Source organism: Pseudoalteromonas sp. HM-SA03 (genome assembly GCF_002289345.1).
Lineage (GTDB): Bacteria > Pseudomonadota > Gammaproteobacteria > Enterobacterales > Alteromonadaceae > Pseudoalteromonas.
Window position 1 is genome coordinate 75074 of the sequence record NZ_NSDG01000015.1, and the last position, 26331, is coordinate 101404.

The following is a 26331-nucleotide window of genomic DNA, read 5'->3' on the forward strand; positions in this document are numbered from 1 at the left end:
ACATGATTGGGGACTTTATTAGCGATCAGGAATTTACCTGTATTGCTGACTTCTTCAAAGCAGAATCAGGAATACACCTTAGGGATCATAAAAAGAACTTAGTCTGTGGACGGCTAAATCAAAGACTGAGGATTTTAGGATTAAGTAGCTATGGTGAGTACATTGAGTATCTAAATGTACCCAATAACAAAGGTGAGCGAAACATGTGCATCGATTTGCTGACTACCAATGAAACCTATTTCTTCAGAGAATGTAAACACTTTGAAAAGTTAGCTGAACTGTTTACCAAATATTACCAAAAGTCTGCACCAGATATTTGGTGTGCGGCTTGCTCCTCTGGCGAAGAGGCATACACCTTGGCGATGTGCACACAGGAGCATTATGGCCACGGGAATTGGGTGGTGCGTGCTAGCGATATTTCTGAGCGGATGCTGGATTTAGCGAAAAAGGCAATTTACTCCGTACATCGTGCTAAAAATATTCCTAACGAATATCTAAGGAAATACTGTTTAAATGGCGTCGGAGAGAAGACCGGCTATATCATGGTGAATGATGAGCTCTATCATAAGGTTAACTTTTTCAAAAATAATCTACTTGTGCCTTATATCGGTGGTAAAGCTGACATTATATTTCTCCGTAATGCACTGATTTATTTTGAAAAAGATGAAAAGGTAAAAATCCTCGAGAATATTTATAGGGCGATGCCGAAGCAAGGTTTTTTGTTTTTAGGACACTCCGAGAGCTTAAATGGCGTGTATGATAAATTTGAATCAATCGCCCCTGCGGTGTATGCAAAATGTTGATGCCAAGCAGAGACGTTGAATCAATATTTTTGCAGCCGGGTAGTTTGGCAGTAGAGTCATTTCGTCCTGCAACGCTCAATACCTTGCTGGGGTCCTGTGTTTCATTTGTTTTAGTGTCTAAGCAGCACCAACTAGTTGTTGTTAGTCATATGCTATTGCCAACCACAGAAAAGCCGAATGACGATGAGTCCGCTAAATATGTCGATAAGACTTTTTCGTTTGTTCGCCAATATTTAAAGCGATTTAGTATCCCTGAGGATTGTGTGGAGATTAAGCTTTTTGGTGGTGGAGAGATGTTCAAAACGTCTTGTTCAGAGACTGTCGGTATGCGAAACATCGAAATGAGTCATAAGCTGATTGACGATTATGGATTTAGGCTTGTCGCGCGTGATGTAGGTGGCCCTTATTACCGGAGAGTTCAAGTGGATCTTAAGGATGGCGCTTGCCGGGTAGACCGTTTTCATGTTGCGTTATCGAGTAGGAGGGCAACCTGATGTCGAATAAAATTTCCGTCTATATAATCGATGACTCTGCTGTGGTAAGACAAACGGTCACTGCGATGTTGGAGTATTCGCCTGAAATCTGCGTGACTAAGGTGTTTAGCAACCCTGTCTTGGCGCAGCCTAGCGTGTTGGCAGAGCCGCCAGATGTTATTATTCTTGATATAGAAATGCCACAGATGGATGGCATTACCTTTTTACGCTGGCTCATGGGCAATAAACCTATCCCCGTGATCATTTGTTCATCGCTAACAACCACAGGAGCTCAATTGTCGGTAGAGGCACTCTCTCTTGGCGCATTTGAAATCTTAACTAAACCAGAGTGTGGCCTAAAATCATTTCTTGAGTCTCAACGCGAGCAATTTATTAAAGTGGTTAAGCAAGCGAGATTCTACAGACCAAAGTCCTCTACGGAAGACATAAGCCGTGCGCCTGCTATCAATGTCGCAATGAGCAATACCAACCTTGCCATTAATACCACTGATAAAGTGGTAGCCATCGGCACTTCGACAGGGGGGACGCAAGCGCTTGAGTACATCTTTAGTCAATTAGAGCCCGAATTGCCTGGTATTGTGGTGGTACAACATATGCCAGCCAACTTCACTAAAGCCTTTGCTCAAAGGCTAAATGATCTTTCAAAATTAAAGATTAAAGAGGCTGAACATAACGAACGCGTACTGGCTAACCATGTGTACATCGCGCCAGGAAGCCATCACCTTCAGCTTGTTCGTCGTGGTGCATTCTATTACACTCAGCTCAAAGATGGGCCACCAGTGCAGCGCCATAAGCCTTCGGTCAATGTATTGTTTCAATCTGTTGCGAAGCAAGTTAGAAGCAATGCTATCGGTTTTATATTAACTGGAATGGGCGCTGATGGTGCATTTGGTTTGTTAGAAATGAAGAAATCTGGAGCGAAGACTTATGCACAAGATGAAAGCTCCAGCGTTGTATTTGGAATGCCAAAAGAAGCCATAAAGTTAAATGCCCACAGTAAAGAAGTGTCTCTAACGGACGTACCGATGACAATAACTCAATTTTTTTGTTTTGGTAAGCGTAACTCTTGTTTACGCGATTAAAAGGAAATGAGCTTGAACGCGACTACATTAACCCGAGTTTTTTATCATGGATTGGCTTTAGTTATAGCCATCACTCTATTTGGATGTGCGCCACAAAATAGGACCGTTTTAACACCCACCGAGCAATTGAACGTTGAAGCGTTTCACTGTGGTGAGCAGTGGATGAAAGAGGCCGATGATCTTTTAATAAGTGGCGATGGTAGCGGGCATGGTCCTGATCTTGGCAGCCAAGAATGGCAATCGGTCATTGAGTTTAAACTTGGTGTAAGAAGTTACTCGGATAAGCCCGACCGTAGCACGCAGGATTGGTGTCGCTATATTGACGAGCACTTAAAACAACATACCTTACATACGCCTTCATTTGCTTGTAACGAGGTAAGAGCAGGAAGCATGGAAGCCGTTATTTGTAACAGTGCGGCGTTGTCTCGACTGGATCGCAAACTCAATTCTGTGTATGAAAAAATTGTAAAAGAGCCGCATTCGAAGCTGCTTAAAGCCGAACAAAGAGGGTGGATAAAAGGGCGCAATGCGTGTTGGAAATCTAGCGATAGCACGCATTGCTTGAAGCAGTTGTATATTTACCGTATTGCCGAGCTTGAGGCTCGTTTTGCATTAGTGACTAGCTCCGGGCATACGACGTATCTCTGTAACGATAAGTTATTATCCGTTTTTTACTACGATACTCAGCCACTAAGCATGGTCGCAGAATTTAATGACAGTGAAAAGCTGATGTTCATCGATAACTCCGCCAGTGATACTCATTACCGCGGTGGCGATTATCACCTTAAAGTACAAAGTAATGTAGCAATATTAACTTGGGGTTATTATCAACAGCCCATCCAGTGCAGTGTTACAGTAGACTAAATTTAGAAGCCGATTAGCGCTTCGAGTTGAAGCGCTAATCACCGGTTGAATGATAGCAAATCTTGTCCATCATCATGATAATAAACGAGTCGTCTTTTGCTTTTCCTAAGAACTCCATTGCATTAATCTCAAACGTCCCATCAGATTTGACTTCGTATTGAAGAAGAAAATCAAACTTTTCGCCTTCTTCTTCTACATAACCATCAATATTTATGTAGTTTCTCCCCCAATCACTTGTGAGATAATCCAAGTGAGTTCGGTAAAAAAATTATTCATAACTTGGCGAAAAGTGAGTCGCTACACTCTTTAAACGGTGTGTCCTGCATTCGGTCAATTTCTAACTCAGCAGTATAATCGGCATAAGCTACTGATGAGGTAACTAAAAATCCAAGTGCAGCTAGGTTAAGTGAGAGCTGTTTCATCATTTTCCATTTTTATGTCCGACACGAAATTAAAGTATATCAAGCAATATGAAATATTTTGTTATTCGAACCAAACTACTTTATTTTTGCCAGTATGTTTAGCCTCATACAATGCTCTATCAGCATCATTTAAATGTCTTGTAATAGACATTCTTTCCATCTCGGGAAGTACCTCTTTTACACCAATACTGACCGTGAGACGTATTTTCTCTTCTTCTGGAAGTGCAATTTCCAAGTTGGATATTGACTCTCTGATGGACTCAATCAATGCGCTAGATGATCCATGTGTAGCATCAAGTAACACAAATGCAAACTCCTCACCTCCCATTCGCGCGGTAAAATCATCACTGCGTAGCGCATCCTTTATGGTGTAAGCAATCAGTTTAATAGCTTTGTCACCAGCATCGTGACCGTAGGTATCATTAATAGACTTAAAGTTATCGATATCTATCATACCAATTAAATAGGGGAAGGATATCTCACCAACTTCGGCGGCTTTTTCCATAAAGGCACGTCGGTTGGGCAGGCCTGATAAGGTGTCGGTCATGGCAAGTTCAAGCAGCTTATTTTCTGCTTCTTGACGCTCTTTATCGAGTTTAACCGCATAGTATAAGCCCGCTAGAGAATCGACTAGTGGTTGTAAGAATTTTGCATCTTCTTCGGTATAGTCAAAAAACTTATTCGCAAGTCCAATCATACCGATTAATTCGCCATTGAGCTTTATCGGCAGCCCCAAGAATTTAGAGATCCTTGGATGTCCTTTCGGTGTGCCTTTCGATGCTGGATGCTTGCCTCGTTCGTTACTAATTACGGTTTTTCCCGTCAGGATAACCGACCCGAACAGATTATTAAAATCAGTAAAATAGAGATCGTTATCATAATATCGCTGTACCAACTGAGAGCTTAGATCATTCCATTGCATTTCTGAAATTGCATGGATAAAGAGCCTTGGTATACCTGCGGTGTGTTCAAGCTCGCCGATCAGCGCAAATTGGCTATCCGCAATGTCTATGAGCTCTTCTAGAATTTCACGGCATGATTTAGACAGATCACCTGTCTTTAAATAGGCTGACTGTGCTTTACTGATAAAAGACAGTAATTGTTTTTGCTTACGCTCCTGTAACTGTGCTTCCATCCGGTAGGTAATATCTCGGTGAGTACCAGCAAGGCGCAGCGCTCTGCCGCTATTATCGCGTTCAACCACTTTGCCATAAGTTTCTATCCATACCCAGTGGCCGTCGGCATGTTTCATTCTATAAGAAGTGGTGTAGGCATCGGTTAATCCTTGCAGATGCTTGGCTAAGTCTTTTTCTACATGGCTACGATCGGCTGGGTGAATAAGTTGGCGAAAGTAATTAACGCTGGTCTCAACGTATTCAAATTCAATTCCAAGCATATCACACCACTTTTTATTGACTTTGTTGATATCTGCTGGAATATTCCAATCCCATGTACCTAGCTCCGAGGCTTCTAGCAACAAACGCATCTGTCGGTTCGTCTCATTGAGTTTGTCTTCGGTGTACTTTTGTGCTGTATTTTCGGTGATAAAAGCCTGAATGCTTGTCATTCTGCTGTCGTGGTTAAAGTGCGCCACGGTGATCATACGGATCCAGATCTGTTTTGAGTCTAATGCCATCTCTAGCAAAATTTCAGACGCTTCTAAACCATCCAAGTGGTTTTGTAAGTTAAAATGAAACTTCTCAACACTTGGCTCAGTGAGTAAGTCTTCAAAATGCAATTCCCCGGAGCATAAGTGGAAAGCGTCAATACCAATAACGCGTTCGATATTCGGAGAAACCGTACGAATGCGAAGCCCATTATTATACTTCCATTTAATTAACACGATTGGTGAAAAGCGGATTAATTCTTGATCTTCTAGGTATAACGAATAGTTCTTTTGTAGCTCTAAAATATTGGTGATAAGACCGCTTATCGTCTCAAGTAAATGAACATCTCGCTCGGTATAATTTTTTGGTTTAGTATCGATTAAACATACGCCACCGATTGGCTTGCCATCGAGCCGAAAAGGTGCACCCAAGTATGAGCGAATGTAAGGCTCGCCAGTAACGAGTGGGTTATTGGCATAGTTTTCATCCAAGGCGGTATCTGGAACGAGTAATGACTTGTTATATTTGATTAAGCTCTTACAAAAAGCATCTTGCTCCGGTGTTCTATCGGCTAGGATCCCATGTCTGGCGATAAGGTGTTGCCATTGCCCTTCAATTACGGTGACTAAAGTAATTGGCACCTCAAAATAATCAGATAGAGAGGTGAGTAGAGTATTGAGGTCGGCAAGCGGAAAGCTTGATTCGACTAAATCTTGTGTTAATTCAACTGTTGCAAAGGTATCCACGCCTACTCTCCATTATTTAAAAATACAGCAAGTTGAGTGGTATTACTTTGTATCTCGTGAGGTAGTGCGGTATCAAGTAATTTTTCCAACTGAATTTCTAGCTCTATCTGTTTTCTTTGTAATAAGGATTGCTCAATGTTATCAAGTACAAACAGATAATTATGTGTCGGTGACGGCAATATTTTATAGTTTCTGAAAACTTCTTGAGCCGCAGCTGCCAATTTCGCTGTAGTGAGTTCGCAAGTTGGCAACGCATAGTAAGTGAGAACGGGATTTATCGAGTAACATAATAGCAGTTCGGTGATAGCTTCATAAACGTTAATTTCATCTGTTACTTCGACTTTTTCGATGGTGATCAGGTAGAACTCTTTGTCTTTTGGATTGCTACGGATCTCACATCTTAAAACACCAAGCGGAGTGTGGTAGATACCATTACCACTAAAGCATGCCGAGAACTCTGCAAGTATCTGAGATTCTATGTCTTTACTGAGATTATGTTCGACAACTTGGCCTTCATTATCGATTAGTACCCGTGGGCAATCACGCTTTTTTAGTTGTTCCTGTAAAATCGTTTTAAAATAGTTATCATTGTATACGTCTATTGCAGCATTAACTTCTTCGAGTAATTTTTCGTTCACCCATGGTTTACATAAAAACTTATGCGCAACCTTGCTATTTATCATATCAATAAGCATATCGGAGTCGGTATAACCGCTAAGAATTATGCCAATTGCACCGGGGTTAATTTTTTTGGCTCGTTTTAGAAAATCTCCACCATTCATAAGCGGCATTCTAAAATCAGAGATAATAACCTGAACAGGGCACGTATCTATGTACTCAAGAGCTTCAAAAGGATTATCAAAACTGACAACCTCTACCGAAGGCAGCCGTATGACTCGTTTTAACGCCTTAAGTATTGACGTTTCATCGTCTAATATCAGTACTTTGTAACTAACTAAAGTATTTGCTTCTGAGTTCATAGAAAAGCTCCAACCAATCTTGGCTCTTTTGATCAAAAAAGGTGTTGATCACCGTCTGATTGACTTCTTTATTGGTGATTGTATCTATAAGCAACAATAGCTTAGTGGCATTGCAATCTGAGTTACCCGTTTCTAGGGCTTTGATGAGTGCATACAATTGCTCTGTGATGGCTGGCTCGTAGCCAATTAATGTGGCAGTATAAAGGGCTATATGCAATTTCTCGATATAGCAACTCTGTGGGGAATGACATTGACTTTCGGTAATAAGCTGAGCTATTTCTGAGCCGAGCTCACCTAGAAATAATAAGGATTGAAGAAAAACAACACGCTCAGAGTCAATCGATCCGTCATGTAGCTTGAGTAGTAATTCCTTAAGTAACTTAACCTTTCTAAAGTTAATATCGCTTAACTGCTCACAGTTCGTGATATCATATCTAGCTGCAACCATATTGTGATAACACACAGAGACAATAATTGCAGACACTAAATCCACACCGAGCGTCTTAATTGCGGTAGAGAGGGAGTATTGCTTTGTAGATAACCCCACATAAGCACTGTTACATAAGTGAAATAATTTGGCTTGAATAAGCACTTCTTGTTCCAGCATCGCTTCAAGCTTTTGAAAATCAAGATCAATGTCTTCAATTTTACTTAGCAAGATAGGCAATTCGTTTTCAATGAAAGTTTCATTTAGCGCACGTTTTATTGCTTCACTTAAAGGCAGCTCATTGAGTCGATAAAAAGCGGTGATAACCTCATCGAATTCTTCTCTTCGAAATGGTTTAGCTACGATAAAGGTTGCAGAAATTGAAGATTTGCACAGTACCTTGCCCGTGGTATCGCCCGTTAACAAGACGGTGAGGACTTGCGGATAACGGCGTCTCACAATATTGATTAATTCAACACCGTTAATTGATGGCATAAGGTAGTCACTCACAAAGATGTCGATGCTCGCTAACGTATCTAGGGACTCTATGAATTGTTTAGGTGATGAAAAGGTTAATATTTCAGCGTTTTCCATGCTGATTTTGAAGTGGCGGTGGAGCGACTTCAACATTAACTCATCGTCATCAACGAGTACAATCCGTGGCACTTGGCTTTTAATAGACATAGTGAGTAAACTCCTCAAGCAAAACAGGTTTTCCGATGAGATATCCTTGTACTTCATCGCATTTTAACTGTTCTAGAATTTCAAGCTGCTCGACGGTTTCTATACCCTCAGCGACAACTTTTAATTCAAGGTCGTGAACTAATCGAATAACATTTTGAACTAGATCTCGAGCCGATTTCGAACTGTCGATGTTTTCAATCAGGCTCTTATCAATTTTGATAACATCCACTGGCAATTTTGAAATATAGCCCAAAGAGGAATACCCAGTGCCAAAATCATCAATAGCAATGGAGAATCCGATTTCTTTTAATTGTAGTAACTTAGTTTTAGCTTGCTCGAGGTTTTCTAAGACAAAGTGCTCGGTGATTTCTAATTCGAATTGCTCGGGTTTGAGCGAATACCTTTCAATTATCGAATACATGGTTTGTACAAAGTTGGGATCGGAAAGTTGATAGGGTGAAACATTCACTGCAACTTTTTGGATCTCAAGCTCTTCCTTTTGCCATTCGCACAGTGCGATACAGGCCTGCTCAAGCACCCAATTTCCTATTTTGACTATTTGTCCGTCTTTTTCTGCCAACGGAATAAAATAATCTGGTGAGTTAGCGCCAAACTGGGTGTTCTTCCAGCGAATTAACACTTCACAACTATTGATTGAATGTTCATTTAAATTAAGCTTAGGCTGGAATCTTAGGTAAAACTCATCATTATCAACGGCGTTAAACAATGCCTCAGACACTTTATGCTCGTTTAGCTTTTCTGAAAGCAGTGATTGCGAATAACGCATATAGAAATCAGTGCGTGATTCGCAAACAAATTGGGTGTAGATGACTAAGCTGTCTATTGCTTCCGAGAGTGGTTGCTCAGGCTCAATCATGGTGTAAGAGACGGAGAACTTGATTTGGATATTTTTGCGAATGAAAAATTGTTTGATCGAGTTGATTAACTCATCTAAAAATTTGTGTACCTCAATCTCACTTTGTACTGAATCTAGCCAGAAAATGGCTTGATCAAAGCTGATTTCAAGCATCGAAAAATGAGTCGCTTCGCTCAGCAGAGCATGATCTATGATTTTTTTAAACGTATCTGAATATATCGGGGTATTAGAAATAATATTTTTAACTAGCAAATCACGAATTTTCAGGCAGATCATTACAGAGTTATCAGTGCGATTGATATGTTCAAGAAATCCCAGTTTGCTCTGATAGAAGTTAGGATATTTATCCTCCTCGCTGGAGAGGGGTTTAATAATAAGTAAGTAGCTGGATTCTGTTTTTAGCTTGAGCTCAACTTGGCATAACACCCCTGAGCTTTTTAGTGTTGCAATTCTGCGCTCAGCAAAATCATCAAGACATTTATCACTTTCAAAATTAAACAGTTGAAAGAAATTGCCCTTATTGACTTCGTTTAACACTAACTCCGTGTAAGCGTAATTACAGTCAATGATATTACCTATGGTATTTACTTCGACTAAAGGCGCATTATTGCTACGCAGGATTTGGGTTTTTAATTCGTTTTTGTGATGGTTTTTGAGTGCTGCTTCTATCGTTGTGTACAGTTCTTCGCTATCCCAGGGCTTGGATAAAAACTTAAAGGTATTATTCGCGTTGATCAGTGACTTCATATCGTCATAATCAGCTTGCCCACTAAGCACGATGCATTCAATACTAGGATCATGCTTTTTCACTTCTTGGATAAGCTCTTGGCCATTCATGTTGGGCATTCTGAAATCAGTAATAAGCACATGCGGTTTGTACTCTTGTATCAAACCGAGCGCTTGTCTTGGGTCATCGGTATATACCACTTCATAATGCTGTAAACGCAGTGTGCGCTTAAGCGACTTTAGAATATCAATTTCATCATCAACCAACATGATAGGTGCATTCATAGCTACCCCTGTATTAGCGCATTAATCTTTTCTAACAGAATAGAGTTATCAAACGGTTTAGAAAGGGCATCGTTGGCACCCATTGCTTTGGCCTTTTCAAGCTCCGCATCATTTAATGCAGAGACCACTAAAATCTTAATCGCTTTAAATTCTTCTTTTTCGCGGATAAATGAGATCACTTGAAAGCCATCCATTCCCGGCATGGAAAGATCGAGCGTGATTAAACTTGGTTTAAACTCCGAGATGGCAATGCCTGCCATAAAGCCATCCCCAGCTTCTTGTATCAAATAATCGTTGCCTATCACTCGTCGTATCGCTTTTCTATACTGGGGCTCGTCATCAATGATAAGCACCTTAGCTAAATCCCGTTCTTTATCAGAGTGTAGACCACTTTCTGCGATTTGATAGTCGCTAATAAAGTCTTGCGAAAGGGGGATTTTGTGCTTGTTTAAAAAGGATAAAAAGTCTTCAAGTAAGACACGGTAGTTACCGCGTCCAGGAAGCTTATGACCTATTAATTCGCCATTGGCAATCCAACGACTCACACTACGTTGGTGTACGTTACAGTAACTGGCTATTTCGCTTGGTTTAAGTGTTTGCATAGTCTTATTGCATTAATTCTCTTACCTCTTGGTATAGCACAAGAAAACTAATAAGACAAAAGCGACATTAGAGACAAGGAGAATATAATGCGTTTACGAGCTAAAAGTACCAAGGCAAAGAGCCTTGATACCATCATGGATGTATAAACCTATAACACCATCGCGGCTATCCAGCCAAAGCATAGAAGTGGGATGTTGAAGTGAATAAATGTTGGCACCACGGAATCCCATATATGATCGTGTTGTCCGTCGGCATTTAAGCCAGAAGTGGGTCCAAGTGTGGAATCTGATGCAGGAGAGCCCGCGTCGCCTAGTGCACCTGCGGTTCCCACCAAAGCGGCGGTAGCCATAGCAGAAAAGCCAACTTCTAGAGACAAAGGTACAAATAGCGTGGCAATGATTGGCACGGTTGAAAATGAGCTGCCAATTCCCATGGTAATAAGTAAGCCAACAAGCAAAATCATCGCAGCGGCAAGTGGTTTATTATCGCCAACAAAATCGGCACAACTTGCTACTAAACTTGCCACATCGCCCGTTGCTTTCATGACGGAGGCAAAGCCTTGCGCAGAGATCATGATAAAACCTATCATTGCCATCATCGCTACGCCTTTGCTGAAAACATCCGAATTTTGTTCCCATTTTACAATACCAAAGAGGCTAAAAATCATCACGCCAACGAGCCCACCTAAAATCATTGAGCCACTGATATTTTGTGCAAGGAGAGAAGCAAACACCGCAGCGCCGCCGACGATCATCACTTTAGTTGCTTCTTGGCCTTCCGGTACGGTGTTTGACTGAGTACTTTGCTGTTGACTCACTTCATAATCTCGCTTTTTACGATAAGTAATGAAAACGGCAATCAATAGTCCTATCAACATACCAAGCGCTGGGATTACCATAGCGTAAGGCACGTCGAACTTAACCAATTCTAAACCATTATCTACAAGGTTTTTATGCAAAATAGAGTAAAGGTAAATGCCACCGAATCCATATGGCAACACCATATAACTGGTCGCTAAGCCAAACGTTAAAATACATGCAATCGCACGGCGGTCTATCGTCAGCTTGTTCAGTACGACTAATAGCGGCGGAATGAGGATTGGAATAAACGCAATATGGACAGGCACAAGGTTTTGCGATGCAATCGAGCAAGCCAAGATGATAACCATTATAAACATGCTTAAGAACGTTGAGCCTTCGCAATCATTGGCATTAACCAATTTGAGCAGCTTTTGCGCGAGGATTTGAGTTAAGCCAGACTTCGAAATAGCAACCGCAAACCCACCTAACATGGCATAGCTCAGAGCTATTTCTGCGCCACCAGATAGCCCATCATTAAAGGCGTTTAAGGTTGTCTTCAAATCTAAACCGGCCACTAAGCCCGCAGCTATTGCACTAACTGTCATGGCGACAATTACATTTATTCTAAAGAGGGTTAACCCCAGCATGAGCAAGACGCCCAAAATAACAGCATTCATACTATTTTCTTGCCTTTCTTTTTATTGATTTATACAACCTCTTCAACTCACCAAGCTCAAGTTTATTAAGTGGTTTTTGTTGATACTGTGACTTTTCAATTAATTGATAAAACTGCCAAAGCGACACTTCTAACTCAGGAAATAACTTACATAACTCGACAATATGTTGTTTCGCCGTAGTGCCACTTAATTGCTCTTTGAAATCGGACACTATAGCATTGTAATAGACCAGTTCGATAGGGCATTTATGCCGAGTAAGCTGCTTGCTAAGGTAAAATAGCGCAATTGAGAGCAAAAGCAGCATAAACAGAGAAAATATCCCGGCCCAAAGCTGACCATTGCTCCCAAACCACTCTTTAAACAGTGCGCCTTGCTTTTCTTTGTCAAAATTAATGACGACGCGAGTCCACTGATAGTCAAGCTCCTCAAGCTGTAATCGCAACCAATTAATAGATTGCCAATTAGACAACCCAATTAAGCTGTAGCCTAAACCACTTTTGAACTCGCTCGATAATTGTTCTAGCTGAGAAAGACTCCCTGTCATGCGCTCTGGGGCAATCCAGGCGGTTGGGTCTAAGCGTTGCCAGCCAATTCCCGGTGTAAAATATTCAACCCAAGCATGTGCGTCATATTGATAAACGCTGTAATAGCCTTGATTGTCATTCTTTTCACCGCCCAGATAGCCAGATATTAAGCGAGCGGGGATACCCGCGCTTCGCAGTAGAAATGCCGCGGCAGAGGCGTAGTGACCGCAAAATCCATTAAACGAGCTAAATAGAAAGTCATCAATCCTATTGTCCGATTGGGTTGTAGTTGGTGTTAAGGTATAGACGAAACCATTTTGCAAAAAATAGCGCTTCATTAATTCAATGAATTGGCTCGTTGTTGTCGATTGACTGTCCCAATCGCGCGCCAGTTGCCTTGCCTGTTGGTTAATGTCGTCAGGTAATGCGATGTTACGGCTATAATACCAAGGCCTTAACGAATCTTGGGGTTCAAAATCAGTGAAATCGATTTGATACTCGACAGGTTTTGCTGATAGGTTTTTCAAATAGACCGTGCCAAACACATTACTATTCAACTTAGCGTTTGTCGAATAAGAGTATGACAGGCCGTACAACCAAGGAAGTTGACTTGGCTGCGCAATAATGGTTGCTGTGCCAATCGGATCTTTGGGCAACGCTCTGATATTGGTACCTTGATACTCAGAGACTTTCCATTGCCGTCCGTCAAATTCATCATGAATAATTGCACGCCAATAGAAAGGTCCCGTTTGTTGAGTGTCTTCAAATGACGCCCGAAACACCAAGTCGCTGGACTGGGATAAATTTGCGATATTGAAAGGATCTACATTCTCAGATAACCCTGTTTTTGCTTGATTCTGCGGTGCAGGTAACTGCCAAAATGCAGGGAGTTTAGGTAAAAAAATAACTAATAAAGTAGCCACAGGCAGCACCAATACCAATCCCTTTGCACTTATCTTAAGCGCAGATTTGAACCTTAGGTTTTGCTCGAGATTAAGCATGATAGCTAAATTAACAGCCAGCAAAATCAATACAAGAAATGCTGCAAATATACTTTGTGTAAAAAGAAACAAGCAAGGATAAGTAAAGAAATTCAAAATACATATTTGTGTAAATTGGCGGGCATGCGTGGCATGCACTTGTTTCAGTAGCGATGCAACCAACATCAAAGCCACAAAAACATTCACGCTGTTTTTTAGACCTATTAATGAGGCCGTTGCAATGGCACCGAGTAAAGTGACCAAGTTAATAAAGCGAATGCTTAATACGCTTGGTTTAGTCACCAACCTCGATGCTTGCCATAGTGTTAAAACGGTACATAATCCGACAAAGCCGATACCAAAATCATCGACAAGAATAATGCTCAGCAGCCATAAAAATAGTGACGTGCTGTAGTACCATTTTGGGAAGCTAGAATTCACTTAATGCCTCCAAGCAACATAGTTTATGGGTTTCACCTTGACCGAACGGGATCCTGTTTTGTTGCAGTAACAGGGCATAACTTGTCTGTTGCTTATCGGCGTCAAGCACCAAAGTACAGAGTTTACTCAGACGTTCTTCTTTGCTGCCTGAAAGCTTAGAATAATCAAAAATAACGCGGTGTAAATCGGCCGACTCTGGTGCATGCTGTTTAACTAACATTTGCTCTGTCTTGGCGTAATGCTTCCAAGAAACGCGGCTTAAACTCATGCCTTTTTGATATTGCGAGAGATGGTCGAACTCAACTGAACGCTCTTTCTGTTGTATGCTTTGGCTAGTATTCGAGGCACTGCCAAAGCTAAACTCTGTGTCTATAACCGGCAATGGAGTAGGGTACACGTAGAAAGCATCGTTTGGTTTTATATACGACCAGGTACGAATAAGGCCAAATGGGAAGTAACTGAGGATTTTAATTACCCCCGTTTCATATACGCCACGAGGTAATTCAGGGGCGCCTAACTCGAGAACTTTTTCATCACTCACTTTAGAAATATGGGTAGCCGTTTGGTTGTATTCACTTGAAAGCCTGAGTGATTGGATCTCTGCGCTAGATGAAATACTGATTCTAATAGATGAACTATATGGGCTAAAATTAGCATTACTTCCCAAATATCGGACATTTGTATTGTTCAAGTTAAAAAAACCTAAAAATAGGGCGGCTATCATCATCACAGCCATAATGTAGGACACTGCAAGGATTAAATTATTCTGATAGTTGATCCCCAATACAAAATTAAGCAAAGCCACAGCGATAAAAAAACCGCCATCCTTAGATGGCAGTATGTAGATATTATTATGAGATAACCGTATTTCTGAGCGTTGATGTCGTTTATAAATATGCTGCTTAACTTTCCATTTCAAGCGGTTAATCATGCTTAATGTACCGGTACGTTTTGAAAGACCTGTGTCTGAACTTCTGCTTCATTAGTCGTGGTAACGCCAAGTCGATGGGCACAGACTGAAGTGAAAACGGCTTGAACATCATCGGGTATCACGAAATCTCGACCACTAATAAATGCATATGCACGACTTGCGGCTGCAAGTGCGATGCTAGCTCTTGGCGACAAAGGATCGCTAAATTGACCTGAGCTTCGTGTGTAGTTAACTAAGCGAAGGATGTAATCAATAATGGCGTCACTTAGCACAATGTTAGGCACAACTTGCTGATACGCCAAAAGTGTTTTGCCATCGATCACTTGTGGTGCTCGAGTCAGTTTTCTTGCTTTTCCAGCTAATTTAATTAACTGCGCTTCTGCAATTTCCGAGGGGTACCCCAAGCTTATACGCATAAAAAAGCGGTCTAGTTGTGACTCAGGCAGTGGATGTGTGCCAGATTGATGCTGAGGATTTTGCGTTGCAATCACAAAAAATGGGCTAGGGAGCTCATGGCTCACGCCATCAATGGTTACTTGGTGTTCTTCCATGGATTCCAATAAGGCGCTTTGCGTCTTTGGACTTGCGCGGTTGATTTCATCGGCCAGTAAAACTTGGCTGAAAATAGGACCTGGATGGAATTCGAATGACTGATGTTCACGGTTGAAAATGGAAGTACCGGTGATATCAGCTGGGAGCAGATCGCTAGTAAATTGCACGCGACGATATGTTAGACCTAACACATCAGCAAGAGAATGAGATAGCGTCGTCTTACCCATACCTGGCAAATCTTCAATAAGGAGATGTCCGCGACACAAAAGACTACAGATCGCGAGCTTTATTTGTTCAGGCTTTTCTAAAATAACAGTAGAGAGCGCATCGGTAAGTTTCTTTATTTCTTCATTCATGTAACCAGCTCTAAACGCTTCATGACTGAATCCACTTTGTGTGCATTGAAAGGCTTAGCGATAAAGCCCTTAGCACCAAGCTCCCAAGTATTTTGAACATTCTCCATACTATTATGACCAGAGCACATGATGACATGGGCCACTGGAAAATTTTCGTTAATGTAGGATAGGATCTCGGTACCATCTGTATCGGGAAGCTCAATATCTAAGAAGACAACACTGGGCTGTTTATGCTTAAGTAGCGGCTTTGCGGAATCAAAGTCTTCACAACCATAAACTTCTTCAAACCCTAAGTTTTCCAAAATCTGTGTCAGAAAATCTCTGATCTCAACAGCGTCATCAATTATCAAGATTGGTTCTAGCGGTCTTACAAATTCCATATGTCGATACTTCAAATTACAAATTCAACCACATACTATAAAAAGCGAAACCATAGCTCAATAGAAAATACAGTAAACTTTTATTAATGTCCGATACCGTCTAGTATTGGACATAATGCGGGGGGTATACCTAATTTTCCTTACATCATTCAAAACCTCCCATAATTTACGTTATGTTAAATAGATAAATCTTACATAAAAGAAAGTCACTTGCTCGTCTGGTTGATTTATAACAGTCGTTCTGAAACAGTTTAGAAACCAAAAGTATTCAGAGAATAGCATGGAACCCAATGCACTAGGGGAAACTAGACATCTTGATGAAACCGTTCTGTTCGCTGAATAAGAATTTAGAAATATAGGAGACAATAAAGTCACACTGTAACTTTGTTGAGACTTTATTGTCTCGAGTCATGTCGCAGTTTTTAATGAAGCGCTGCGCTAAATGGAATGCGCTTACAAATATCCGCTTCTGCAATGAGAATTTCTTCTAGGCGGTTATCTATCGTTAATTTGTCGAAATACTCGTAGCCAAGCTCCACAAAGAGATTTTTGTGTTTTTCTTCTGACTTGGCAATGGCAACATAAAAGTCTTTCTCTTTGCCTACAGGAAGCGCTTCTGCAACTAAAGAAAAGCGCTCGTGGCCCCTAGCCTCTATTACTGCGCCAATAAGTAATCTATCAATTAAATATTCGTCTGTGCCTTGGCGGAACAATGCGCGCATTTGCTTTATATAGGGGTCTTTTTGATCGTTCCCTAGTAGCGTACCACGCTCGGTTAAGATCTTAAGTACCTGTTTAAAATGGATCATTTCTTCTATTGCGAGATCTGCCATCGCTTTTACTAGCTTGATCCTGTCTGGGTAATGACCAAGCATTGCCATCGCCATCCCCGCTGCTTTTTTTTCTGCAGCGGCGTGATCTTGAAGAAAGGTATCAAAGTTGGCTAGGACTTTTTCAGTCCAGTTAAAAGGTGTGTGATATTTTAATTCAAACATAACTCTATCTTGTATATACAGCTTGTAGTGAGTATAACAAACTCACGCGCTTGAGCGAACTTGCACGCTAAAGAGTGTGGTGTCTTTATCTGCTTTGCCGTTACGTGTCGATTCTACTTTATTGGGGTGTGAAAACCACTTCCATGCAGTTACTTTACCGCCGATATTGACATGCGGGATGGTCACTTTTTCTTGAGCCACGCCTATAAATTCGGCAAACGTTTGTTCGGCATCGGTAGCGATTAGATTGACCGTAATAAAAGGAATATGATTCATTTTTGCAAAGCTAAGTACCCTATCATGATGCTTACTATAACAATCCCGCCAATAATCATCATCTTCAAAATGTTTGTCAAAATCGGGAAAAGTTTCTAAATAACAACGCTTAATGGTGTCGTTAAAGCCCCCTTTATGTGACAGTAAATTGTCTTTCATTGCCGTCATTAAACGCTTAATTGAGGGAAGCCATTGCTCAAAATCTCGTGTCAAATGTACTATTTTAACTTCAGGATATAAAGCATATAGTTTTTCATAGTCAGCAAAAACGGGAGTGTCAGCAATAAACTCAGCGCAGTCTAACGCTTGCCTTGTATATGCCGTGTGTGCTGTTTTGTATCCAGCACCTAATGCAGCAATACACAGACTTGTTGTGCCCGTTCGTGGTAAACCCGTTACCAGAAATTTGTGTTTTGTCATATTAGATAAAGTAATACACTAGGTTGAATGACGCTAAAATAAGTATTACTCCATATGTTGTCGCCATCGCTACTTTTCTGAATGAAAAGTTAGTTTTACCGAGTGCAACATAGTGTGCAATGCGAGAAAACAAAAAAGCAATGCCAAAAGCATGAAGTAAATACGAGTTGATTTGTTGAGTTTCGAGTAATAACATCATTAACAGTACGAAAGGTGTGTACTCGATAAAATTACCGTGGATCCGTATTGCACTCTGCAGTTCATCGATACCGCCATCTCCTAGCGATACTTTGTGTCTGTGTCTAAGTGATATTATGTTAAAACTGAGTTTAATATAGATTAGTGCCAGCAATGCCGCATATAAACCGGTGATCATAAAAAGCCCTCCAATGGAGGGCTTAGTGTATAAGTTTAATTAGTTCACAGCCAGTATTACTCAATTAAGTAAACAGCATACACTTCCGCGTTCAATGTGATTGCACCTGTGTTATACGCATTTTTGTATGCGCCTTGATCTGCTTCCATCGCCATTGCTGCAGAGCGCACGTAAGGCTGAACTGGCGTTTGCATTGGTTGGAATGAAACTGAGTACAGTTTTGCCAATTCAACATCAAACTCGCCTGCTAGCTCTTTAGCTGCTTTCTTTGCGTCTTTGATGGCGGCTTTTTTGAGGCTTTGCAGATACTTGCCTTCATTTTCAACACCAAATTCTGTGTTATTGAACTGATTGATGCCGCTGTCTACAAACTCTTGAAGTAACTCTGGATATTTTTTAATGTCCTTAAGTTTTACAGTCAGGCTTCGACTTACGCGAAAACCATCAAACTCTTCTTCATTTGATTCACGATTGTAGCGTGTCTGCCTGTAGACATTCAGCTGATCTGCGTGAATATCGTCTTCTTTAATATCAAAGCGTTTAGCTATTTCGATGGCCTTAGCCATAATCTTATCGACGTTTTCTTTAGCTGTGGGCAACGACTTTTGCTTTTCGGTAATGGCAACACGAATGGTTGCAATATCGGGTTGTACTTGAATAAATGAAGTGCCTTTAACATATAAATGCGCCGAGTCAGGCAATGCGCCTGCAAAGCTAAATCCAGATAAACATAATGCCAGTAAGCCAGTTAAAATTCGCATCTTTTGCTCCTAAAATGTGATACCTGTATATTCAAGCATATTTCAATTAACAACTACTGAATTGGATTTCAGGGTAACAAATTTTAACAAAATGGTTGATTATCACTCTGAGAAGTTATATGTGGTACTCTCAACTTTTACGCGTGATTGATAAACAAAAATCGCCGCCAATATGAGTTGGCGGCGATTTCTGTTTTAGCGAAGTAAAAGTAATTAGACGCTACAGCGTTTGTAATTTCTATACTTAGGGAGCCAATAGTTTTTCTCTATCGCTGCCCAAATTGCGTCGTCTTCCATTTCAAGTGCAACGCCCTCTTCCATTGCTTTTTTAGCAACTGCAAAAGCAATTCGCTTACTCAACGGCTCAATTTCAGTTAGGGCTGGTAGTAAGCTACCTTTGCCCGTATTAGCACGTGGTGATGATTCAGCAAGCATTTCGCTCGATACCATCAACATGCTATCTGTAATACGGTTCGCTTTAGCTGCAAGTACACCAAGGCCGATCCCTGGGAAGATATAACTGTTATTACATTGAGGTATGATAATTGTTTGCTCACCATGTACTACAGGTTCAAATGGGCTTCCCGTAGCTACAATTGCTTGACCATCAGTCCACTCAATCACATCTTTTGGATGCGCTTCAACTTGGCGTGATGGATTACTTAGTGGGAAAATTATCGGCTGTTCGCACCCTGCATGCATCGCGCGGATCACTTGCTCAGTGAATAGACCTGCTTGACCTGACACACCAATTAAGATGTCTGGTTTTGCACAGTGCATTACATCTAATAAAGATGCAAATTCACCACTGTATGTCCAATCCGCAAGGTTGGCTTGTTGTTGAACTAGCGCTTCTTGGAAATCTCTTAGCCCTTCCATGCCTTCTGTCAGAAGGCCAAAACGGTCCACCATAAACACTTGGCTTCTCGCTTGCTCGTCGGTTATCCCTTCTGAAATCATTTGGCTAATAATTTGCTCTGCAATACCACAGCCAGCAGAACCTGCACCAACAAACACCACTTTTTGTTCCGAGAGCTTTGCCCCCTTCACACGGCAAGCGGCTAACAGCGAGCCTGCAGTAACCGCAGCGGTGCCTTGGATATCATCGTTAAAGCTACAGATTTCATCGCGGTAACGTTTCAAAAGTGGCATTGCGTTAGGTTGCGCGAAATCTTCAAACTGTAACAGCACATTAGGCCAACGGCGTTTCACCGCTTTAATGAATAAATCTAGGAATTCATCATATTCAGCTTGGTTGATACGCGGGTGTCTTGCGCCCATGTACATTGGGTCGTTGAGTAGCTTCTCGTTGTTTGTCCCCACGTCAAGCATAACAGGCAACGTGTAAGCTGGGCTGATCCCACCACACACGGTGTAAAGTGCCAGCTTACCGATAGGAATACCCATACCACCAATACCTTGGTCGCCAAGGCCTAAAATACGTTCACCATCTGTAACCACAATAACTTTTACTTTGCCTTTAGTAGCATTTCGTAAAATATCGTCGATTTGATAACGGTCTTCATAAGAAATAAACAAACCACGAGAGCTGCGATAGATATCTGAAAACTTCTCACATGCATCACCTACTGTAGGGGTGTAGATGATTGGCATCATTTCTTCCAAATGATCGCGTACTAAACGGTAATACAGCGTTTCGTTGTTATCCTGAATAGCACGCAAGTAAATGTGCTTGTTTAGGTTGTCGCTAAAGCTTGAGTATTGCTGATAACAACGCTCAACTTGCTCTTCAATTGTTTCGTAACGAGGAGGAAGTAGTCCTGCTAAGTTGAAATTTTCACGCTCGCGTTGAGAGAATGCACTCCCTTTGTTAAGCAATGGTGTTTCTAATAGCGTAGGACCTGAATAGGGAATGTAGAGATAATTTGGATCGGTTTGTTTAGTCATATTTACAAGCTTGACACTAATTTTTTAGTCTAAGGGTTCATTATTGTCGAAAAGGATTAAATTACAATGAATTTAGTGCTCATCAGACCATTATTAACGCGCTCCAGAGCACGTTAAACGCATTTTTCTGGAACGCTAAATTATAGCCTAAAAGCACTTAAGAAACCACGGCTTATTCGCTGCTCTCACCGAGTGCAACACCTTCTCTTCTTGGATCTGCGCCACCGATTAAATGTGTTCCACGAACCTCAATGGCATGCAGTCCTGAGTTTAAGTCGCGGATCTGTACTTCATGACCTTTTTTCTCAAAGTAAGGTGCTTGTTTTGTCAGCTCAGTGCCTTTTTCAAGCGTTGTGTACTTATTGCGATTGGTGATTTTTGGTAAATCAATCGCAGCCTGCACAGATAATCCCCAGTCCAGAACACCAACTAAGGTTTGAGCAACATAGTTGATAATACGACTACCGCCAGGCGAGCCGACTATCAATTTCAGCGACCCATCTTTATTAAACACCATTACGGGTGCCATAGAGCTTCTTGGGCGTTTGTTTGCTTCTACCCGGTTAGCGACCCATTTATCCCCTACTTTTGGAGAAAGTGCAAAGTCGGTTAATTGGTTATTAAGCAAATATCCGTTAACCATCACCGTCGAGCCAAATGCCATTTCTATCGAGCTTGTCATAGAAATAGCATTACCCTCGGCATCTACAATCGACACATGGCTGGTCGAAGGTAATTCATAACTATCATCCATAGCATAAGCGAGTGTGCCCGAAGTTGGGTCGCCTATTGGAAAGTCGTGATTATCCATATCACCGATAAGTTTGCTACGGCCTAATAGATATTGCTCGTTAAGCAATGCTTTTGCTGGCACTTCAACAAAATCAGGATCGGCTACGTAAAAATCTCTATCGGCAAACGCTAGGCGAGATGCTTGAGTAAAGAGGTGCAAGGCTTCTGGATCATTTGCTTTATACTTACCAAGCTCGTAAGGTTCCAACAGCTTCATCATTTGCAAAACGGCAATACCACCACTGCTAGGCGGTGCCATAGAGCAAACTTTATATACACGATAATCCGTACAAATAGCGTCTCTAGTTTTGCTCTTATAATGTTCCAAGTCGCTCAGCGCCAATTTGCCAGGTGCGATTTCAGACTTTTGCACAGCTTCCACTAATTGGGTGGCATTTTGCCCTTCATAAAAGGCTTGGATCCCTTGTGTTGCTACTTTGTAGTATAGGTTTGCCAAAGGCAGATTCTTTTTAAGGGTCCCAGGTTGTAGTGCTTTACCATCCGGATAGAAATATTCTTTTGCGGGACTGAGCTTTGTCAAACCTGGGTTGAGTTTTTTCTCAAGCAGCATATTTAAACGTGGAGAGACGATAAATCCGTCTCGAGCTAATTCAATCGCTGGTTTAAATAATTCCTGCCATGGCAATTTACCGTATTTGTCATGTGCTGATTTAAACGCGTGCAGAATGCCAGGCACACCAACAGAGCGACCGCCCACAACAGCCTCAATCCACCTAACCGCATTACCCGTATCATCTAAAAATAGATCTGAGCCTGCAAGTTTTGGTGCAGTTTCTCTACCATCAAAACTAATTAATTCATTGCTTTTCTTGTCGTAGTGCAGGATAAACGCCCCCCCACCTACGCCTGAAGATTGCGGCTCAACCAAGGTAAGCACAAGTTGAGTCGCTATCATGGCATCAACCGCACTTCCCCCTTTTGAGAGCATCAATTGACCTGCTTTACTCGCATAGGGGTTGGCAGCAACGACCATGTACTTTTCTGCGGTGCGTGCTTCTTTAGATTGGAAACCTGTTGCGGCTTCCGGCTCTCTAATTTCGATTTTTTGTTGCTCAGCTAAGGTGTTGGTTGAAAAGCTGAATGCGGCAATCACGGTTAGTGATGCAAGTGTATGTTTCATAATACCCACTTTGCTTACGTCTTATATTTGGCATCATAAAAGCAATTAGGCACAATATGCAAAAATAATAACGTGAAATCGTATGTTTGAACTTCCAACGAACAAAGAATATCTCATTGGCCCTGTGTCTTTGGCGATATTGTCAACAATACTGATGTTGTTCGGGCTTGGCCCGCACTTAGATTTTGACAGAAATGCGATTGCTGAAGGTGAATTATGGCGTATTTTGAGCGGCCAGTTTACCCATAGCAATTGGTATCACTTGATGCTAAACCTGCTTGGTATCTTATTTATTTGGCTATTACATGCCGAATATACAAGACTAAGAAAATATTGGCTGAATGTACTTTTTCTTGGCCTCTTTACCGGGCTCATGATCTTGCTATTTTCCCCAAACATTGTTGTATATACAGGCTTGAGTGGCTTATTACATGGGCTTATCGTATGGGGAGCACTTGAAGATATTAAACGGAAGCTAACAACTGGATATCTGTTGTTTATTGGTGTGTGGGCAAAGGTATGTTGGGAGCAATATGCGGGTGCAAGTGCAGATGTAGCCAAACTGATAGACTCGAGAGTCGCCATTGAAGCACATCTATTTGGTGCAGTTGGTGGTGTGGTTTTAGCTGTTATCTATTTATTTTATAAAACAAAAAAGCCAGCTTAAGCTGGCTTTTTATCCACTCATTTGATTACAAGTTTTCTTTGAACAGCTTGTATATACGACGGTATTCATCCAACCAACTTGATGGCTGTCTAAAGCCATGAGGTTCAACTGGATAAATCGCCGTTTCAAAGTCTTCCTTTTCTAGCTCAATTAGGCGTTGCACCAAGCGCACAACATCTTGGAAAAATACGTTATCATCAACCATAGGTGCATTGATCAGAAGCTTGTTTTTCAAACCTTCAGCATGATAGATAGGCGAACTGCGTTTGTATGCAATTGGGTCTACATCTGGGCGATTAAGGATATTTGAGGTGTACGGGTCGTTGTAATAGGCCCAATCGGTGACTGGACGTAAAGCTGCGCCTGCTTGGAATAGATCCGGCTGAGTAAATAGCGCCATAAATGTCATAAAGCCGCCGTATGACCCACCATAAGTACCTACAGCGCCACGATCAACATTAGCGTTGTTAACCATCCACTCGACACCGTCTGCCAAATCTTCGATTTCTGGTTTACCCATATGACGATAGATTGCCGTTCTCCAATCTCGGCCATAGCCCTTAGAGCCGCGATAGTCCATATCCATGACGACATAACCTTCGCTCGCGAGAAGTGAATGGAACATAAACTCTCTAAAGTAGTTAGACCAACCCATATGTGAGTTCTGCAAATAACCCGCGCCATGGTTAAAGATCACAGCTTTACGGTTTTTACCCGTTTCGCCTTCTTGATAATCTGCCGGGTAATATACTTTTGCGTAGACAGGCTCACCTTGATGGCTTGAAGGAACCGCGACAATCTTAGGCGCAATTAGCTTCTTATTTAAAAACGCATCTGAGACCGTATTAGTGAGTCGTGACACCGCGGCTTTAGGCGCTGCATCCGCGACATAAAGTTCAGGAGGCATCATGATTTTTGAGTGAGTTAACAACAGCTTTTGCTCATCTGGACTTAGCTGGTAATCAGTCAGGCCATCTAAATCGGTTAACTGCTGATCTTCACCACTTGCTAAATTGACGCGATAAATCTCGTATAAACCTGGATGATCTTTATTGGCTTTGTAATAAACAAATTGACTATCGTGGGTTAAGGTTGGCTCAGAAACCACAAACTTCCCTGAAGTCATTGCTTTTGCTTTACCGTTAAGCGGTTTAACATAAAGCTGACTATATCCAGTTTGCTCTGAAAGATAGTACAACGCGTCTTGGTTGCTTAACCAACCAAAATCATTGTAGGTGTAATTGATCCATGCTTCATCGTGTAGGCGGTGCTGAGAAACGAATTGTTGTTTATCAAAATCAACCGTTGCTAACCATCTGTCTTTATTATCCCAAGCACCAAGCATCACTGCGACTTGAGAGCCGTCACTATTCCATTGGATAGCGGATTGACTCCAGCCCCATGTGTCGATCAGGTTGATATCACGTGGTGCTTTTTCACTCTTATATGATTCACCTTTTGCCTTAGCATTTTCGCGTTTCACCTCGGCTAGTACATCTTCATCAAAGCCAGGCAAAGTATCGTAGCTCAGCCTGACTTGCTCTGATTTTGCTAAATCAATGAAAATAACATCAGAACTCATTGGTTTAGTGTCTGCAACGCGGCGGCGAGCTTTTACCGGATCAATGTCACCGTTTTGACTCACATAGTTAGGCATGATGTCAGAGTCTGAACGACTAGGTTTATCATCTGTTATCACGGCGATTAACTTATCACCAGTAGGTGCTAAGCTAACCGAGATAAGCGTTTTTCCTTTACCAAGATAAAATTGATTATCTTGAATGCTTGCGTTATTCGCTTCTATCTTTTGATTTCTCGCTTCTCGATCTTTGCTGTTTTTGTGCGTTAGGGCGACGAATTGAATCAGTTTGTGTTGTTGTTCAGCGATATATCCATTTGGCTCTTTCACCCTTTCAGGCTTATCCGCTAAATGTAACTTTACCAGTTCTTTGGTTAAGCCTGTGGCTAAATCGAACGCAAATAGCGCATTGCCCGAACGGTAAGCTAATCGGTTATCACTTAAGAATTGCGGTGCATACTCATAGTTCGAAGAATGAGTAACTTGTGTCAAAGCGCCTGACTTCAGGTTTTTAACGAATATGTTGCCTTTAAATTCATAAGATTGTAGCGTCCTTTCTTTATTATAAATCGCGTTTGCAGCACCAACAGCGTGCAAATCCGACAGCGAAACTGCTTCGCTTGTTTGTACGCTACTGACTTTAAATAAATCTCTTAACTCTGAGCCAGCTTGCTTACGCTTATAGAAAATGGTTTTGCTATCGGCTCCCCAGTATGCGCTTTCTGGTTGTCTTCCTAACCAATCAGGATGCGCCATTGCTTGTTTTAAGGTGATCTGCTCACCACCGAAATCAACGGGAGTCGCAACGACTTGTGGAACTGGCGAGTTGGTTTCAACTTGTTGTGGTTTTGAGCTTACTTCAGTGGTTTGACAACCAGAAAGAAGTAAACCTGAAGCGACTGCCATCGAGATAAGAGAGAGTTTCAACATGTGACTTTCTTATAATAGTTAAATTTGCCTAATTTAAGCAGAAAGCCTGTGGAATATCGACAGATTTAAGATTAAAAGCACAATGGGCGGGACAAAAAAAAGGCCAGCATAGGGATGCTGGCCAAATACTCTCTGCGCTCACATAGTCGTTGATGGACAACGAGTATGAAATGAGGCCTATCCGCGCCTCACAATAGTAGACCGCACTATTAGAAAAGAGTTCCAAAAATAACAGTAAAAAATTT

General features: G+C 41.5%; 24 protein-coding genes. 5 read left to right on the plus strand and 19 right to left on the minus strand.

The genetic code is table 11. The features are described from left to right. Window positions 1-2: 2 nt before the first annotated feature. The 4 genes from CKO50_RS02575 to CKO50_RS02590 are packed head-to-tail and all read left to right on the plus strand — an operon-like array spanning window position 3 to window position 3243. Window positions 3-803 carry a protein-glutamate O-methyltransferase CheR gene (locus CKO50_RS02575; protein ID WP_095726877.1) on the plus strand — a complete coding sequence of 267 codons (801 nt, stop codon included), beginning with the start codon at window positions 3-5 and terminating at the stop codon, window positions 801-803. Continuing rightward, window positions 797-1297 carry a chemotaxis protein CheD gene (locus CKO50_RS02580; protein ID WP_255229131.1) on the plus strand — a complete coding sequence of 167 codons (501 nt, stop codon included), beginning with the start codon at window positions 797-799 and terminating at the stop codon, window positions 1295-1297. The genes CKO50_RS02575 and CKO50_RS02580 overlap by 7 nt, the downstream gene beginning before the upstream one ends. Next, the gene (locus CKO50_RS02585; RefSeq protein ID WP_095726879.1) at window positions 1297-2379 is read left to right on the plus strand and encodes a chemotaxis response regulator protein-glutamate methylesterase; all 1083 of its coding nucleotides are present in this window, start codon (window positions 1297-1299) and stop codon (window positions 2377-2379) included. Before CKO50_RS02580 ends, CKO50_RS02585 begins: the two co-directional genes overlap by 1 nt. Window positions 2380-2385: 6 nt before the next feature. Continuing rightward, window positions 2386-3243 (plus strand): lysozyme inhibitor LprI family protein, encoded by an 858-nt coding sequence (locus tag CKO50_RS02590; protein ID WP_255229134.1) that lies wholly within the window; start codon window positions 2386-2388, stop codon window positions 3241-3243. Window positions 3244-3277: 34 nt separating this feature from the next. Here CKO50_RS02590 and CKO50_RS24380 read toward each other — a convergent pair whose 3' ends face one another. The 18 genes from CKO50_RS24380 to ggt all read right to left on the minus strand — a co-directional run bounded on the left by CKO50_RS24380 (window position 3278) and on the right by ggt (window position 22910). Next, on the minus strand, window positions 3278-3493 hold the full coding sequence (locus CKO50_RS24380; RefSeq protein WP_255229136.1) for a hypothetical protein: 216 nt from the start codon (window positions 3491-3493) through the stop codon (window positions 3278-3280). 22 nt (window positions 3494-3515) lie between these two features. Beyond that, complete coding sequence (locus CKO50_RS24385; RefSeq protein ID WP_255229137.1) at window positions 3516-3668, minus strand: hypothetical protein; 153 nt, start codon at window positions 3666-3668, stop codon at window positions 3516-3518. Between the two features lie 58 nt (window positions 3669-3726). Then, on the minus strand, window positions 3727-6018 hold the full coding sequence (locus CKO50_RS02600; protein ID WP_095726880.1) for a diguanylate cyclase: 2292 nt from the start codon (window positions 6016-6018) through the stop codon (window positions 3727-3729). A gap of 2 nt (window positions 6019-6020) precedes the next feature. Continuing rightward, complete coding sequence (locus CKO50_RS02605) at window positions 6021-6998, minus strand: response regulator (RefSeq protein WP_095726881.1); 978 nt, start codon at window positions 6996-6998, stop codon at window positions 6021-6023. Next, a complete protein-coding gene (locus tag CKO50_RS02610) occupies window positions 6970-8109 on the minus strand; it encodes a response regulator (RefSeq protein WP_095726882.1) in 1140 nt (379 codons plus the stop codon). The genes CKO50_RS02605 and CKO50_RS02610 overlap by 29 nt, the downstream gene beginning before the upstream one ends. Then, on the minus strand, window positions 8099-9997 hold the full coding sequence (locus tag CKO50_RS02615; RefSeq protein WP_095726883.1) for an EAL domain-containing protein: 1899 nt from the start codon (window positions 9995-9997) through the stop codon (window positions 8099-8101). The genes CKO50_RS02610 and CKO50_RS02615 overlap by 11 nt, the downstream gene beginning before the upstream one ends. 2 nt (window positions 9998-9999) lie before the next feature. Further along, complete coding sequence (locus CKO50_RS02620) at window positions 10000-10599, minus strand: response regulator (protein WP_095726884.1); 600 nt, start codon at window positions 10597-10599, stop codon at window positions 10000-10002. 149 nt (window positions 10600-10748) lie between these two features. Next, window positions 10749-12077 (minus strand): Na+/H+ antiporter family protein, encoded by a 1329-nt coding sequence (locus CKO50_RS02625; RefSeq protein ID WP_095726885.1) that lies wholly within the window; start codon window positions 12075-12077, stop codon window positions 10749-10751. A 1-nt stretch (window position 12078) separates the two neighbouring features. Next, window positions 12079-14022 (minus strand): DUF3488 and transglutaminase-like domain-containing protein, encoded by a 1944-nt coding sequence (locus CKO50_RS02630; RefSeq protein WP_095726886.1) that lies wholly within the window; start codon window positions 14020-14022, stop codon window positions 12079-12081. Continuing rightward, complete coding sequence (locus CKO50_RS02635) at window positions 14012-14941, minus strand: DUF58 domain-containing protein (protein ID WP_255229144.1); 930 nt, start codon at window positions 14939-14941, stop codon at window positions 14012-14014. The genes CKO50_RS02630 and CKO50_RS02635 overlap by 11 nt, the downstream gene beginning before the upstream one ends. A 14-nt stretch (window positions 14942-14955) precedes the next feature. Then, window positions 14956-15861: a MoxR family ATPase gene (locus CKO50_RS02640; RefSeq protein WP_095726888.1), complete on the minus strand. Its 906-nt coding sequence runs from the start codon at window positions 15859-15861 to the stop codon at window positions 14956-14958. After that, window positions 15858-16241, minus strand: a complete 384-nt coding sequence (locus tag CKO50_RS02645; RefSeq protein ID WP_010372856.1) for a response regulator — start codon at window positions 16239-16241, stop codon at window positions 15858-15860. The genes CKO50_RS02640 and CKO50_RS02645 overlap by 4 nt, the downstream gene beginning before the upstream one ends. A gap of 422 nt (window positions 16242-16663) precedes the next feature. Continuing rightward, window positions 16664-17236 carry a tRNA-(ms[2]io[6]A)-hydroxylase gene (locus tag CKO50_RS02650; protein WP_095726889.1) on the minus strand — a complete coding sequence of 191 codons (573 nt, stop codon included), beginning with the start codon at window positions 17234-17236 and terminating at the stop codon, window positions 16664-16666. A gap of 42 nt (window positions 17237-17278) precedes the next feature. Next, complete coding sequence (locus CKO50_RS02655; protein WP_095726890.1) at window positions 17279-17932, minus strand: sulfotransferase family protein; 654 nt, start codon at window positions 17930-17932, stop codon at window positions 17279-17281. Between the two features lies 1 nt (window position 17933). Continuing rightward, the gene (locus tag CKO50_RS02660; protein WP_095726891.1) at window positions 17934-18308 is read right to left on the minus strand and encodes an MAPEG family protein; all 375 of its coding nucleotides are present in this window, start codon (window positions 18306-18308) and stop codon (window positions 17934-17936) included. A gap of 56 nt (window positions 18309-18364) precedes the next feature. Beyond that, the gene (locus tag CKO50_RS02665) at window positions 18365-19069 is read right to left on the minus strand and encodes an SIMPL domain-containing protein (protein WP_095726892.1); all 705 of its coding nucleotides are present in this window, start codon (window positions 19067-19069) and stop codon (window positions 18365-18367) included. A gap of 213 nt (window positions 19070-19282) precedes the next feature. Continuing rightward, window positions 19283-20977 carry an NAD-dependent malic enzyme gene (locus CKO50_RS02670; protein ID WP_095726893.1) on the minus strand — a complete coding sequence of 565 codons (1695 nt, stop codon included), beginning with the start codon at window positions 20975-20977 and terminating at the stop codon, window positions 19283-19285. Window positions 20978-21149: 172 nt separating this feature from the next. Then, window positions 21150-22910, minus strand: a complete 1761-nt coding sequence (gene ggt / locus CKO50_RS02675; protein WP_095726894.1) for a gamma-glutamyltransferase — start codon at window positions 22908-22910, stop codon at window positions 21150-21152. 82 nt (window positions 22911-22992) lie between these two features. Between ggt and rrtA the strand changes: the two genes are divergently transcribed. Further along, window positions 22993-23577 carry a rhombosortase gene (rrtA, locus tag CKO50_RS02680; protein WP_010604771.1) on the plus strand — a complete coding sequence of 195 codons (585 nt, stop codon included), beginning with the start codon at window positions 22993-22995 and terminating at the stop codon, window positions 23575-23577. A gap of 25 nt (window positions 23578-23602) precedes the next feature. Here rrtA and CKO50_RS02685 read toward each other — a convergent pair whose 3' ends face one another. Continuing rightward, complete coding sequence (locus tag CKO50_RS02685) at window positions 23603-26086, minus strand: prolyl oligopeptidase family serine peptidase (protein ID WP_095726895.1); 2484 nt, start codon at window positions 26084-26086, stop codon at window positions 23603-23605. Window positions 26087-26331 lie beyond the last annotated feature (245 nt).